Below are 14082 nucleotides of genomic sequence, written 5' to 3'. Positions count from 1 at the left end.
ATGGCCTTTGGTCATTGATCCGCCGACCCGATACCTAGTTGCCTGTCGGTAGAGCCACTCGCGCGGGTGGCGGAAAGACAGCCCAGCGGAGATCTTCGATGCGAAAATTACTGGCGATCCTCATCCTGTCCGTCGCGACGCCGGCGACCGCCCAGACCGGCGGGGTCTCGGTGACGCCGCTGGGCAGCCATGACGGCGAGTTCTGCGCCCTCGATCGGGCGATGGTCTTCGAGGATCCCGACGGCACGCGCATCCTCTACGATGCCGGGCGGACCGTCGCGGGGGCCGAGGATCCTCGTCTTGGCAACATCGACGCGGTTCTGGTCAGCCATGTTCACGGCGACCATCTCGGCGACAAGCGGATCGAGGCGGTCAATTCCGGCGAGTGCGGGTCGCCCGAAATGCCGGTCGTTACGACGCCCAACTCCAACAGCGCCGAGATCGCGGCCGGCAAGAACGCCAAGATCGTCGTCGGCAGCGAGATGGCGCAGTTCTTTTCCAACAAGATCGGCAAGCTCGGCGGCGACGCGAGTTCGGTCCAGCTCGTGCGCTTCGGCGCATCGCGAAAAGTCGGCGGCGTCAGCATCACCACGGTGCCGGCCGTCCATTCGAACGGGCTTTCGGGCGACTTCATCGAGGGTCGGCTGGGCGAGGATCTGAAGGAAGCCGGGCTCAACGCCTATGTCGGCCCGCCGACCGGCTACGTCCTGACGTTCTCCAACGGCCTCAGCGTCTATCTGTCGGGCGACACCGGCGTGACCGCCGAACAGGAGACCGTCGTTCGCCGACAGTATGGCGCCAGGCTCGTGGTCATGAATATCGGCGATGTCTTCACGACCGGCCCGACGGAAGCCGCCTTCGTCATCGACGAACTGGTCAAGCCGGGCTCGGTGATTCCGTCCCACGCCAACGAGCCCGCGACCGAGAACGGCGAGGTCGTCGCCGGAAGCAAGACCGCCGCCTTCATTGAGGCGACGACAACCGCCGCGCATGTGCCGCTCAGCGGCAGGACCATGACTTTCGATGCCGAAGGGACGTGCACCGACGGCTGCTGAGGCTGCCGTCACATGGCGGCCCGGCGGTTCGCCGCCATGCGACCCCGCGCAGCGATCCGGCTTGCCTGACGCCCCGGCGCCATTAGTGTAGGCGCGCCTATGCTCGCCATGCTGGAGTTCGCCATGTGGTCCCGCCTTTCCGCCGCCGCCGTCGCGGTTCTGCTGCTGTCCGCCCCGGCCTTCGCCGACGTGAAGGAGAGAATCGCGGCCCTCGCGCCTTCGGGGCTGGTGCTCGTGCTGGATGCGGACGGCAACGAACTGGTCGCGCAAAATGCCGACGACCCCTTCGTTCCCGCTTCCGTCGCCAAACTCGTCACGGCATGGCTGGCGATGGAGGTCCTGGGCGGGGACTATCGCTTCAAGACCCGCTTCTATCTGGACGACGACCGGGTGCTGTATGTGCGCGGCGGCGGCGACCCGTTCCTGGTCTCCGAGGAACTGGCGCTGCTCGCGCCCGAACTTCTCGCCGAGGCCGGCACGGAGCCCTTTGCCCGGATGGTGATCGACTCCAGCTACTACCCCGCCGATCTTCGCATACCGGGCATCGAGGCCACCGACGAGGCCTATGACGCGCTGAACGCGGCGCTCGCGGTGAATTTCAACACGATCAATGCCGTGCGCAACGGCAAGACCGTCCGCTCCGCCGAGGAGCAGACCCCGATCACCCCGCTGGCGATCGCCCAGTTCCGGGCGCGCGGTCCGAACGGGCGCAGCCGGATCAGCCTGACCCAGGAGGACCCGGGCATAGGCGTCAGATATGCCGGCGAATTGATCGCCGCCTTCATCGAGAAGGCCGGCGGCGGCGTCGAGGGCGAGATTGCGATCGGCTCCGTTCCCGCCGGGCTGGAGCCGGTCTACGTGCACAACCAGTCGCGCGACTTGTCGGAAATTTTGCGGCAGATGCTCATCGGCTCGAACAACTATATCGCCAACCAGATCTTTCTGGAGATCGGCGCCGATCGCAGCGGCGGGCCTGTCAGCCTGGAAAAGTCGCTCGCGGTGACGCGGGAGATCTTCGCCAAACACGATCTCGCCGACGCGATCCAGCTGGTGGAAGGCTCCGGCATCAGCCGCGACAACCGCTTTACGGCGCGCGGCGTTGCCCGGGTTCTCGACGGCTTCGCGCCGCATGCCGAGCTGCTGCGCGGTACAAAAAAGGGCTCGCGCTACAAGACCGGCACCTTCTCAGGCGTCAGCACCTTGGCCGGCTACGCCAAGACCGACGACCATGGCGACGTCCGCTTCGTCATCTCGCTGAAGGGTGGCGGCAAGCTGCGCTTCCGGCTGCTCGAAACCATCGAACGGGGGTTGTAGGGGGAGGCTGTCGTGGAGGCGAAAACGCGTCGGCCGTGACCCGTGGCGGTCTTCGCCGGCGTCGCCAGGTGGCCAAGCCGGTGCTGGTCGCGGCCGGCACCGGCGCGCGGGTGGAGGGAGGGCAGCTTGGAAATAGTTGTTTCGGACCGATACCGTTGAAAAAGTCAGGAACCAGCACGAGCCGGCCCCACGAGAAAACCTTCAACCGAGTAGACCAGACTGCGTAGCGTCGACCGCGGCAAGAACGCGCCGCGCCAGTTCCTCATCCCGTGGCGGGTTATTGCAAAAGACAGGGACGCCCGGAAATTGGGCCGCCCATGCATCATGCTCCGCCGAGGCTGTATACAGGACGACCGGAATGCGCCTACGCCTGAGAACACTGAGGGCGACGTGCGGGAGCATTCCCTGCCCATCGAGACCGACCACGGCGCCATCGCGATCACAGACAAGCAACTCTCGCAAGCACGACGGCAGTGATGAGCATCTCCAAGCGACACCAATGTCGGAAATAACATCCTCCAGGTATGCCGCAACGACAGGATCGCTCTCGATCACCAAAATCTCGAACTCCGATCGCGTGGTCACTCGACCCGGATCCGGTGAGTTCGGCGCCAGGGCAGTATAGGGACGCCCCTCACCCGCCGAACTATTGTCCCAACTCGGCATTTCGAGTCATCGCTTCGGCGGACCGGCAGGTGACCTTCGGGTACACGTCTCCCTTCAAGAGGCGAGAGCGAGCCGCCGAAATCATGCCGTCACGCATGCATCCAGAGACGCCTGTGCTCGGCTCCGGGATCGTGTACCAGTGAACCGCGGTCGTCCGCTGGCACTCGCTGGCGGGTATGGAACTCAAGCAAATCGCGATTGCAGCAAAAAATTCCATTCATGCCTCCAAATCATTTCGCGTCAAAAAGAAAAATGGATATCGGCGAAGTGAAAAATCCGACCGATCGATGCGTAGCGCGGCGAAAATCGAAGCAAGCCGCGAATATATTCGGTATATTCGTGGTTCTCGAAGCAAAAAAGCGGCATCGAATTCCTGTTGACCGCGATATTTTGCTGTCAGATCCAGACGGATCCCGAGATTCCTGAACGGACAGTCTCGTTTATCGGGTTGACGGTGCACATCCCCTAATTGGGGTATGTTCCAACAGTATTATCGAGATAATTTTCGGTCTGCGATCGGTCGGTCGATCGCGCTAGGGCGCATGCAGCAAGGCGACAAGCTGGCTCTGGCGATGCGTGCCTGTCTTGGCGAAGATGGACTTCAAGTGGGTGCGAACCGTATGGACGGAATTGCCCCGCATCTCGGCAATCTCACCAAGCGACGCACCCAAGGCAAACGCCGCTGCAATTTCACCCTCTGCTTGGGTCAACCCGTAGCGGCGTTGTAAATCGAGAGGCGGTGCCCCCTTGGAAACGGCTTGAAGATTGATGCCGAAAACCCGCCGATTGACCGAATCTGTAAGCCCGTTCGCTGCGGAAGCAGGAAATTCCCACAAGATGTAATCATGGCCATCGTCGCCGGGGAGACGCATCGGCTCATCCCCTCTCGCGAAATCGCCCGCGAACATTGCATTCAACACCCTATCCGCGGCCGGATGGCGGGCGCGGATACGGCCCTGCGATACGTAGATGGCTGCTGCCGAATCAAGGGCTTGCCGGCCACTGCCGCTTGCCTCGATGACACGTCCGGCCTGATCGGTCATGATGAGTCCACCAGCGACGTTCTGCAATAATCGCTGCGCCTCAAGCATCTGTTCGGTCATCTCTCGCAAGTGTCGACGAATTGCGAGGGCCCGTTTCAGATGCGGTGCCAAAGCGTTGATGAGGCGCAGTTCCTTGGTCGAGAAAGCCCCCCCTCGCTGCCCCCTGTAGATCAGCAAATCAGTGAGCCGGCCGTCGTTTCTCTCCAAGACAAGTAGCTGACCTTCGGTAATTCCTTGCGGCTGCAGGATCGCCGCGACAGAAGGATCGCGATCCCACTCACCCGGCTCGAAGCCTGAACGCATGTCGAAAGCTCTGGACACGGGACCCGTCAGAAGAGACCGCACACCGGAATTCTCCTCCGCGGTCGCAAACCGCTCGAAATGCGTTTTGACCCGCTCCAGATCGAATCTGCTCGTTTTTAGGAAGTGATCGTCCTGGCGCGCAATCCCATTGTCGTCAATGACGACAGCAGCCTCTAAAAAGACTTCGCTCAACGCATCCGATACGTCTTGCCACCCATCCTCAGGCGCTACTGAAGCTTCATAGATGACGGAGGTGATACGCTCGAATTCATCGAGGAATTTCAAGGAACCCTCCAGACCTTACGCAACCCGGTGCAGGCGATGTGACGCTAGTCCATATTGACAACAAATGGCCTGACTGGGCGCTCCATCATGCGCGCTGCCTCTCCCAAGGGCAAGAATCGGGTCCGACAAGGAAACTTGGCTGACAGTGGCGATGTGCGAGATAGCGCCGTCGAACACGGCTCTTTCGGACCGGTGGTACGATTCGCAACAGAGCCAGATTGCGCCAACCGGAAACCGTCTTTGCGTTGAGATCCTCGTGGCGCCGAGGCGCGCGCCAGCGGTCTCGACTGTCATTTCGCCTACCGCCTCAGCACGAACACCGCCTGCTGGCCGAACAGGTTCCAGAACGCCCAGGGCATCTTCATCCCCATCTTCTGGCCGGTGGCGTCGATCGCCATGGCGACCGCGACCGTCGCGCCGATCTCGTCGGCCAGCGCGACGAAATCCCGGATGGTGCAGAAATGGATGTTCGGCGTGTCGTACCAGGAATGCGTCAGGTTCCGCGTCACCGGCATGCGGCCGTAGAGGCCCAGCGACAGGCGGATCGACCAATGGCCGAAATTCGGGAACGACACGATCGCCCGCTCGCCGATCCTGAGGAGTTCGGTCAGCACCGTCTTCGGATTGCGTGTCGCCTGGATGGTCTGCGACAGGATGACGAAGTCGAAGGCGTCGTCGGGATAATAGACGAGATCGCGGTCGGCATCGCCCTGGATGACCGACAGGCCGCGCCCGACGCACTCGTTGACGCCGGCCTGGCTGAGCTCGACGCCGCGTCCGTCGACCCGCCGGCGCCGTTCCAGCAGCGACAGGAGCGAGCCATCCCCGCAGCCGACGTCGAGCACGCGGCTTCCCGGCGTCACCAGCCCGGCGATCAGCTCCAGATCGATACGGGTCGAGGCATTCGCCGTGACGGTCTCGCTTGTCGGAACGGGCGTATCCAGAACCGCCATCGTCAAAGCCCCCTTGCCCGCGCGGCCGACGAGATGAAGCCGTCGATCGCGGCGAAGAATTCCGGCTCATGGAGGAGGAAGGCGTCGTGGCCCCGGTCGGTCTCGATCTCGACGAAGGAGACCGAAGCGGCGGCGGCGTTGAGCGCATGCACGACGGCGCGGTTCTCCCCGGTCGGAAACAGCCAGTCGGAGGAGAACGAGACGAGACAAAAGCGCGTGGTGGCGTCGCGGAACGCCTCGGCGAGGCTGCCGCCGTAATCCGCCGCGATGTCGAAATAGTCCATCGAGCGGGTCATGTAGAGATAGGAATTGGCGTCGAAGCGGTCGACGAAGGTCATCCCCTGGTGCCTGAGATAGCTCTCGATCTGGAAATCGGCGTCGAAGCCGAAGCCGAGCGTTTCGCGATCCTGCAGATTGCGCCCGAACTTGCGGTGCAACGCCGTCTCCGACAGATAGGTGACGTGTGCCGCCATCCGCGCGACCGCCAGTCCCTTGTGCGGCCGCTTGCCGACGGCGTAGTAGCGCCCGCCATGCCAGTCGGGATCGGCTATCACCGCCTGCCGCCCGACCGCGTGGAAGGCGATATTCTGGGACGAGTGGCGCGCGCCGGTGGCGATCGGCAGGGCGGCGAAGACCTTGTCGGGATAGCTCACCGTCCATTGCAGCACCTGCATGCCGCCCATCGAGCCGCCGATGACGGCGAACAGCGTGTCGATACCGAGTCGTTTCACCAGCATCGCCTGCGCCCGCACCATGTCGGGAATGGTGATCACCGGCAGGTCGAGCCCGTAGGGCTCCCCGGTCGCCGGATCGATCGAGGCGGGGCCGGTGGAGCCCATGCAGCCGCCGATGACATTCGAGCAGATGACGAAATATTTCGACGTGTCGATCGGCTTGCCTTCGCCGATGATCGAGTTCCACCAGCCCGGCTTGCCGGTCACCGGCGACTGGCTGGCGACGTAATGATCGCCGGTCAGAGCATGGCAGACGAGGATGGCGTTTGATTTGTCGGCGTTCAGGGTCCCGTATGTGTTGTAGGCGATCTGGAACGGCGAAAGGTCGCGGCCGGCGTCGAGACGCAGCGGCTCGTCCGCGCCGAAATAGGCGACGGGGCTCGACGGATGGTTCGCCTCGCGACTGCCGGCCGCGTATTCCAGATCTTCGGTCGAGACGTCGACGCTCATGTCCATCCCGCTTGATGATACGCGCCGGCCGGCGCAACGGGTGTCGCGGCGACCGGCGGTGTTCGGGTTCAGGGGGCACAGATACGCATTCACGCCCGCTGCGGCAATCGTCGCGCCGGCCGGCGATCCGGATGCGGCGCTTTGCCAAGCGCGCGCGGGGCCGGTAGAAGCGCTTGGCTAGGCAAAGAGGGAGCCCGAAACGCATGAGCGGAATCGTCACTGCCGATCCATCGCGGCTCGCCGAGCTCAGGGCGAAGATCGACGCCATCGACGAATCCGTGCATCGGCTCCTGATGCAGCGCGCCACCGTCATCGACGAATTGATCGAGGTGAAGGGCACCGCGAGAAACGGCGCCGCCTTCCGCCCCGGTCGTGAGGCCGACATGATGCGCCGGCTGGCCAGGCGCCATGAGGGCCACCTGCCGTTGACCGCGATGGAGCATCTGTGGCGCGAGATCATCTCCACCTTCACCGCTCTCCAGGCCCCGTTCGAGGTCGTCATCGCCGGTGACGGCGACCGTGTCGCCAGCGCCGACACGGCCCGGTTCTATTTCGGCTTTTCCGTTCCCCTGTCGATCGCCGCGTCGAGCCAGGCGGTGGTCGCCTCCATCGAGGCCGGTGGCGACAAGCTCGGCATCCTGCCGATCGGCGCGACCGGCCATCCCTGGTGGCAGGGGCTCGGCTCGGCCCAGATCGTCGCGCGGCTGCCCTTTTTCGACGAACCGGATCGGCCGGCGGCGACGCCCGCGCTGGTCATCGCGCCGCCGCTCGCCGATCCGGTGTCGCCGGAGATCGCCTGTTTTTCGGTGGATGGGCTGACCGCCCTGCCCCAGATCCCGGACGGCCTGACGGTGATCGCCGAGGCTCGCTACTGCACCGATCGCATCAGCGTCCTGGTCGCGACCGAAAAAGATGAGGCGTCGGTGGCCGCGGCGCTCGGTCCCGGCCTCGACATCCGGTCGATCGGGGGCTATGCGGCCCCGTTCCGGTCCCCATCCTGACGCCTGTCGCGCGACCGCGTCGCGATCGGTGCGCCAGCATCGGCGCCCCGCAGTCACCAACGAAAGTATACGGACGATGAGACCCGTTCCGAACAAGGGCGTCCTCGACATCGAGGCCTATGTGCCGGGAAAGAGCAAGGCGCCGGCCGGCGTGACGCTCTATAAGCTCTCCTCCAACGAGACACCGCTCGGTGCCGCGCCGGCGGCGCGCGAGGCGGCGATCGCGGCGCTGGCCCATCCCGAGCTCTATCCCGACGGTCAGGCAACCGAGCTGAAGCGCGCCATCGCCGAGGTGCATGGTCTCAACCCGCGCAACATTCTCTGCGGCAACGGCTCGGACGAGCTGCTCGGGCTCCTGTGCCAGTGCTATCTCGCGCCCGGCGACGAGGCGATTCACACCGAGCACGGCTTTCTGGTCTACCGCATCCAGATTCTGGCGCGCGGCGCGACGCCGGTCGCGGTAAAGGAGACGAACGCCACCGCCGACGTCGACGCGATCCTGGCCGCCGTCACCGAGAAGACCAGGCTGGTCTTCCTGGCCAACCCGAACAACCCGACCGGCACCTACCTGCCGTTCGACGAGGTGCGGCGGCTGCATGCCGGCCTGCCGGGCAATGTCGTCCTCGTCCTCGACGCGGCCTATGCCGAATATGTCCGGCGCAACGATTACGGCGCCGGCATCGAGCTGGTCTCCTCGGCCGAGAACGTCGTGATGACCCGCACCTTCTCCAAGATCTATGGCCTCGCCGCCTTGCGGATCGGCTGGCTGTACGGGCCGGAAGCGATCGTCGACGCGCTCGACCGGGTGCGCGGGCCGTTCAATTTGAACGCCGCGGCGATTGCCGCCGGCGCGGCCGCCATCCGCGACCGCGGCTTCGTCGAACAGGCGGCCGACCACAACGCCCGCTGGCTCGAATGGACCACCGACGCGCTAACCAGCCTCGGCCTGACGGTGACGCCGAGCGTCGGCAATTTCGTCCTCGTCCACTTTCCCGACACGCCGGGCCGCACCGCCGCCGAGGCCGATGATTTCCTCACCGCGCGCGGCTTCATCCTGCGCCGCGTCGGCGGATACGGTTTTCCCAACGCGCTGCGCATGACCATCGGCACCGAGGAAGCCAATCGCAGCGCCGTCGCGGCGCTCGGCGCGTTTCTCGGCAAGGGGGAAGCATGAGCGAGCCGCTGTTCGACCGCGTTGCGCTGATCGGCATCGGCCTGATCGGTTCCTCGCTCGCCCATAACATCCGCGCCCACGGTCTCGCCCGGCATATCGCCATCACCACGCGGCGGGCCGAGACGCTGAAACGGGCCGAGGAACTGAAACTCGGCGACAGCTACCATCTCGACGCGGCCGAGGCGGTGCGCGGCGCCGACCTCGTCATCCTGTGCGTTCCGGTCGGCTCCTGCGGCGCCGTGACCAAGGAGATCGCCGGGGCGCTCGAACCCGGCGCGATCGTCACCGACGTCGGTTCGGTCAAGGGCGCGGTGGTCCAGCAGATGCGCCCGCATCTGCCGGAGACGGTGCATTTCGTGCCGGCCCATCCGATCGCCGGCACCGAGCAGTCCGGCCCCGACGCGGGCTTCCGCGAACTCTTCGAGAACCGCTGGTGCATCCTGACGCCGCCCGACGGCACCGACGCCGAGGCGATCGATCGGCTGAAGCGCTTCTGGGAAGGCTGCGGCTCGACCGTCGAAATCATGACGCCGGACCACCACGACCTGGTGCTCGCCATCGTCAGCCATGTGCCGCATCTGATCGCCTACAACATCGTCGGCACCGCCGCCGATCTGGAGACGGTGACCCAGCAGGAAGTGGTGAAATTCTCCGCCTCCGGCTTTCGCGATTTCACCCGCATCGCCGCCTCCGACCCGACCATGTGGCGGGACGTGTTCCTAAGCAACCGCGAGGCCGTCCTGGAGATGCTGGCGCGGTTTTCCGAGGACCTCGCCTCGCTGCAGCGGGCGATCCGCTGGGGCGACGGCGACACGCTGTTCGAGCTGTTCACCCGCACCCGCGCCATCCGCCGCGGCATCATCGAGGCCGGCCAGGACACCGCCGAGCCGGACTTTGGCCGCGAGCATGGCAGGCACGAGCCGGAGCGGAAATAAAGCGCACGCGCCAGGCCGCGGCCGGGCGCGCCCCGCTTGGCGGCTTCCGGCTCAGCGGTAGACCATTTCGATGCTTTCGAAGGCGCCGCGACGGTGGTCCGCGCGAAACAGGGTATGATCTGTCTTGAGGCGATCGGCCGCCTCTTCCGTGAAGCGCACGATGTCCGCGATGAAGAGCTTGCGCGGATTGGCGGCGGCGACGATGGAGGGTTCCACATCGTAGTCGATCTGACCCAGATCGTCGGACAGCGCATGTGACTGCGCCAGCGCCGCGCCGCACACCCGGGCATATGCCTTCCAGGATTTATAGCTCAGTTCCTCGAGATCGATGTCGTCGCGAAAGGGCGCCCGCTCCCGGCTCATGAAGCTCTCGCCATCGATCTCCACGGCACCGTAGAAGATGTCGCCGTGGGCAAGCTGCACCGTCTGGCCATGCAGAATGCGGTCGGCGTTGTCGCCCGCGTTGAAATCCGACGGTGGCGTCAGCCCGTCCAGGGCCGAGCGACGGGCGCGCTTGAACTCGATGATCAGATCGTCGGTGGCGTCCTTCGACGGGCCTTCGATGAGGACGTAGTAGCGCGGAAGTCCGAGGGACGCCGTGCCCTGACCATGCCGGACACAGACATCCTTGACCTTCAGCTCGCCGGCGCGGTCGGTCGCGTCGATCCCTTTCAGCTTGGCCAGCTGGTTGACGGCTTTCTGAAACTTTGCGACCTCGCTCGAGAGCGGTTGCAATTCGCCATTGGCGCGGAAGCCGCGGCCGGAAGGCTTGAGATAATCGTCCCAGAGCCAGTCGCGCCGCTCTTCCCAGGCTTCTTCGAACAAGCGCCGGATCACCTCGGGCGAATTGTCCATCCGGTAGGCGTCGTTCTTTTCGGTCGCGCGCTCGGCATAACCCTGCATGGCCTCAAGGTAGCCCTTGACGAATTTGCCTACGACCTTGCGTTGTTTCTTGCGCTTCATTCCCGACACTTCCTGGGCAGCGATCCAGAAGCCCACGGCGCCGCGTTTGATGTCCCAGGTGAAGGGCGCGTAGATCGTCTCGTCGAAATCGTTCACGCCGAAGATCGGCGCGCCGTCCTTGTCGGGCATGACCCCAAAGTTTTCGGGATGCACGTCGCCCAGAGCCATGACGGTGGGCATCTGCGCGTCGTCTCCGACCATGTCGCGGTAGAACAGCAGCGCGGTGCCTCGAAAGAATTTGAACAAGTCATCGGCCAGTTCGTCGAACTTCGTCCTTGCGCCGGGAGAACGCTGCTCGATGCGCCCCGCGTGGTCCTCGCGCAGGGTCGAGCGGACGTGTTCGCGCCGACGTTGACCGGTGAGCAGGACCGGCAGCACGACCGGCTCCCCCGCGGCGATACGAGCGGAGAGCTCCCGGAAGCTCTCGACGTCTCCCGCGGCCTTCCATGAGGCCTTGACTTCGGTCTTGGTCGTTTCGGTTTCGGCCGCCTTGGTCTTGCGCGCTTTGGCCATGCGTCCTCTCCCTGTTCCTAGTTCACGAGGTGATCGGAGCGGATCGGGTCGATCCGTTTTTCCTGCACGGGATTTGATTACACTCGGATGAGCGGGACGCGAGCGCGAAACCGGTACCCGCTTCTCTTATCCCGGTGTAGAAAGCGCGCGACAGGCCCAGCCGTTCCCTCGCCGGTCTGGCGCGCCCCGCGCTGCGGGCATGAGACCGCCGAGGGGGCCGGCTTCTCGCGGCGTCCGCCGCCCTCACCGTATCGCCGGCACCTGTCCGAGCGGAATGACGCCGGCCGAAAGGTTGCCATCGCGCAGGGTCAGCGCGACGATGTCGCGGCCGTTCTCCTGACGAGCGACGAAGCCGATCGCCGAAGCCACAGATTGGGCGATAGGGGCGAACTGCGGCATCGCCTCGCCCACAAGGGCCGCGATGCGCTGCGGGTCGGCGACGGCGAGTTCGAAATCGCCCGAGACGAGGCCATCCGCCGCGACCGCGAAGTCGCCCGACAACTCGGCGCTTGCCTCGCCGAAATCAAGCTTCAGCGAGCGCAGAGCCCCCTCCCGCCCGGCAAGCGCCTCTCCAAGCGTATCGCCGTCGATGCGCCCGGCAAGCCAGTCGGCGGCGCCGGTGAGGGTCAGGTCGGCGGCGGCATCGAAGACCGGCAAGGACGGTGCATCGGGGGCGACGACACGCCCGTCCGCGCTGGAAACGGCGATGTCGAGATCGCCGTCGCGGCGGCGCGCATGCGCTTCGAACCGGCCGGCCTCGAACAGCGGCAGGCGGCCGGCGGCGGGCTGGGCCAGCGCGACGACCGGCTGGTCGGCCACCAGCGCGAAACGGTCCATCCCCTCGGTCCAGAAGCTGGCGCTCGCCTGGGTCAGTTGCCAGCGGATGTCGAGCGGCGCCATCTGTTGCGCGTCGACGAGCAGCGGGCTGTCGAGTTCCGCGACGACGCGATTCGGCCGGTAGATCTGCGCCGCGGTTCTGAGCGCCCCGGCCGTCGCCCGCAGGCCTTGCCCGCGCGCATCGCCCGGCATTTCCAGCGTCACGGCGTCGCAGCGCACGCCGAGCCGGAATGGATAGCCGAAGACGCTGCGCCCCGCGCAACCGATCTCCGCGCCTTGCACGCGCGCGCCGGCGATGACCCGCGTGACCTGTGTTTCGAGCTGATCGGCGAGATAATACCAGGCGCCACTGAGCCCGCCGGCGAGAAGCAGCGCCACCCCGATGACCCAGACAAAGGCGCGTCCCGCGCCCGAAGTCTTCCCGCTTGACGCCGCCATGCCATTACCCTTTGTGAGCTCCGGGTCGGGCAAAACCGACGCACGGGGCATTTTGAGGGCAATGGACGATTTTTGGGTGTTTGGCTACGGCTCGCTGATCTGGCGGCCGGGCTTCGACTTCGAGGAGCGGGTCAAGGCGCGGCTGGCCGGCTATCACCGATCGCTGTGCGTGCGCTCCTTCGTGCATCGCGGCACGCCCGAGCGGCCCGGCCTTGTCTTCGGCCTCGACCGGGGCGGCTCCTGCGTCGGCATGGCGTTTCGCGTCAGGGGAGCGGCGCGGGAGGCGGTGGTCGAGTATCTGCGGGCGCGCGAACTCGTCACCCATGTCTATCGCGAGCAGACCCTGCCGGTGCGCCTCACCGACGGGCGCAATACGCGTGCACTGACTTATGTGGTCGATCGCGGCCACAGCCAGTATGCCGGCCGCGTGACCGCCGAGCATGCCGCCACGCTGGTCCGCCGCTCGCATGGCCAGTCCGGTCCGAACGTCGATTACGTCACCAGCGCGCTCGACCACATTCGCGAGATGGGGCTGAGGGACCGCTGGCTGGAGGATGTCGTCGCGAGGCTATAGGCTCGGCGCGCGGTCGGCGTGCCCGGCAGGCCCCGCCGGAAGGTGGCCGTCCCTGGCATGGGCTTCGGCCAGCAGCTCGCGCGACCGTGTCTCGATCGCCTTGCGCAGCCGGTCGAGAAACTCGCCGCGCGGCAGGCCCGGCTCGATAGGCTCGAGAATATCCGCGCGGATCGTCCCCGGGCGGCGGATGAACCGGCGCCGCGGCCAGTAAAGGCCGGAATTCAGCGCCACCGGCACGACGGGCAGTTGCAACGCCTCGTAAAGGCGGAATACCCCTTGGCGGTAGTCGGCCTCCGCGCCCGGCGCGGTCCGCGTGCCTTCCGGAAAGATGACGATCTGGCGGCTCTCCGCCACGGCCTTCTCGGCGCCCTCGATCATCGAGGCCACAGCCCCGCCGCGGCGCGCCCGGTCGACCGGGATCATCGCCATGCGCCTGGCGTACCAGCCGAAGAACGGGATCGCCAGCAGCTCCTTCTTGAGGATGAAGGTCGGCCGGTCGAGATCGGGCAGAAGCGCGAAGACATCCCAGAACGACTGGTGCTTCGCCGCGATGATCGCGGGCGCGAACGGAATGTATCGCTTGCCGGAGATCGATGCGCGGATGCCTGCGACATGTTCGAGCAGCCAGAGGCTGGACCGCGCCCAGTTCTTGACGATTCGCCAGGCCTTGTCCTCCGAGATCACGAAGAAGACCGGCGAGAAGAGCAGTAGTTGGCCGATGAGGTTGAGATAGAACAGGACGTTGAAGATGAGCGAGCGCAGCGTGGTCATCAAATCGATCGCTCCGACGGCATTCGGTGAGGAAGCGCGACGGCAAGGACACCGCCGCGCGTCGCCGGACGCT

Annotated in this window: 12 protein-coding genes; 6 read left to right on the top strand and 6 right to left on the bottom strand. The window is 65.5% G+C overall.

Annotation, left to right across the window (positions count from 1 at the left end):
- Positions 1-98 precede the first annotated feature (98 nt).
- Both MJ956_RS01315 and MJ956_RS01310 read left to right on the top strand, forming a co-directional pair.
- Positions 99-1055: an MBL fold metallo-hydrolase gene (locus MJ956_RS01315; protein ID WP_253962676.1), complete on the top strand. Its 957-nt coding sequence runs from the start codon at positions 99-101 to the stop codon at positions 1053-1055.
- Between the two features lie 99 nt (positions 1056-1154).
- Positions 1155-2369, top strand: a complete 1215-nt coding sequence (locus tag MJ956_RS01310; protein WP_253962675.1) for a D-alanyl-D-alanine carboxypeptidase/D-alanyl-D-alanine-endopeptidase — start codon at positions 1155-1157, stop codon at positions 2367-2369.
- Positions 2370-3568: 1199 nt separating this feature from the next.
- On the opposite strand, the gene MJ956_RS01305 is transcribed toward MJ956_RS01310, so the two are convergent.
- From MJ956_RS01305 to metX, 3 genes are all read right to left on the bottom strand, one after another.
- Positions 3569-4666 carry a helix-turn-helix transcriptional regulator gene (locus tag MJ956_RS01305; protein ID WP_253962674.1) on the bottom strand — a complete coding sequence of 366 codons (1098 nt, stop codon included), beginning with the start codon at positions 4664-4666 and terminating at the stop codon, positions 3569-3571.
- Positions 4667-4965: 299 nt separating this feature from the next.
- Positions 4966-5619, bottom strand: coding sequence for a methionine biosynthesis protein MetW (gene metW, locus MJ956_RS01300; protein ID WP_253962673.1), 654 nt, complete (start codon positions 5617-5619; stop codon positions 4966-4968).
- A 2-nt stretch (positions 5620-5621) separates the two neighbouring features.
- Positions 5622-6803 (bottom strand): homoserine O-acetyltransferase MetX, encoded by a 1182-nt coding sequence (gene metX / locus MJ956_RS01295; protein ID WP_253962672.1) that lies wholly within the window; start codon positions 6801-6803, stop codon positions 5622-5624.
- Positions 6804-7006: 203 nt separating this feature from the next.
- Between metX and pheA the strand changes: the two genes are divergently transcribed.
- The 3 genes from pheA (at position 7007) to MJ956_RS01280 (ending at position 9913) form a co-directional block, all read left to right on the top strand.
- Complete coding sequence (pheA, locus tag MJ956_RS01290) at positions 7007-7804, top strand: chorismate mutase (RefSeq protein WP_253962671.1); 798 nt, start codon at positions 7007-7009, stop codon at positions 7802-7804.
- A gap of 76 nt (positions 7805-7880) precedes the next feature.
- Complete coding sequence (gene hisC / locus MJ956_RS01285) at positions 7881-8978, top strand: histidinol-phosphate transaminase (protein WP_253962670.1); 1098 nt, start codon at positions 7881-7883, stop codon at positions 8976-8978.
- The gene (locus tag MJ956_RS01280) at positions 8975-9913 is read left to right on the top strand and encodes a prephenate/arogenate dehydrogenase family protein (RefSeq protein ID WP_253962669.1); all 939 of its coding nucleotides are present in this window, start codon (positions 8975-8977) and stop codon (positions 9911-9913) included. Before hisC ends, MJ956_RS01280 begins: the two co-directional genes overlap by 4 nt.
- A 51-nt stretch (positions 9914-9964) precedes the next feature.
- Here MJ956_RS01280 and MJ956_RS01275 read toward each other — a convergent pair whose 3' ends face one another.
- Positions 9965-11389, bottom strand: coding sequence for a DUF2252 domain-containing protein (locus tag MJ956_RS01275; RefSeq protein ID WP_253962668.1), 1425 nt, complete (start codon positions 11387-11389; stop codon positions 9965-9967).
- 243 nt (positions 11390-11632) lie between these two features.
- Complete coding sequence (locus MJ956_RS01270; RefSeq protein WP_253962667.1) at positions 11633-12664, bottom strand: DUF2125 domain-containing protein; 1032 nt, start codon at positions 12662-12664, stop codon at positions 11633-11635.
- Positions 12665-12725: 61 nt separating this feature from the next.
- Between MJ956_RS01270 and MJ956_RS01265 the strand changes: the two genes are divergently transcribed.
- Positions 12726-13238, top strand: a complete 513-nt coding sequence (locus tag MJ956_RS01265; protein WP_256477682.1) for a gamma-glutamylcyclotransferase — start codon at positions 12726-12728, stop codon at positions 13236-13238.
- Here the strand turns inward: MJ956_RS01265 and MJ956_RS01260 are convergent.
- The gene (locus MJ956_RS01260; RefSeq protein ID WP_423724774.1) at positions 13233-14012 is read right to left on the bottom strand and encodes a lysophospholipid acyltransferase family protein; all 780 of its coding nucleotides are present in this window, start codon (positions 14010-14012) and stop codon (positions 13233-13235) included. The genes MJ956_RS01265 and MJ956_RS01260 overlap by 6 nt on opposite strands.
- Positions 14013-14082: the final 70 nt, after the last annotated feature.

Source organism: Aurantimonas marianensis, assembly GCF_024195285.1.
GTDB lineage: Bacteria > Pseudomonadota > Alphaproteobacteria > Rhizobiales > Rhizobiaceae > Aurantimonas > Aurantimonas marianensis.
The sequence above is the reverse complement of the archived record's forward strand: the minus strand, read 5'-3'. Positions and strand labels throughout refer to the sequence as shown.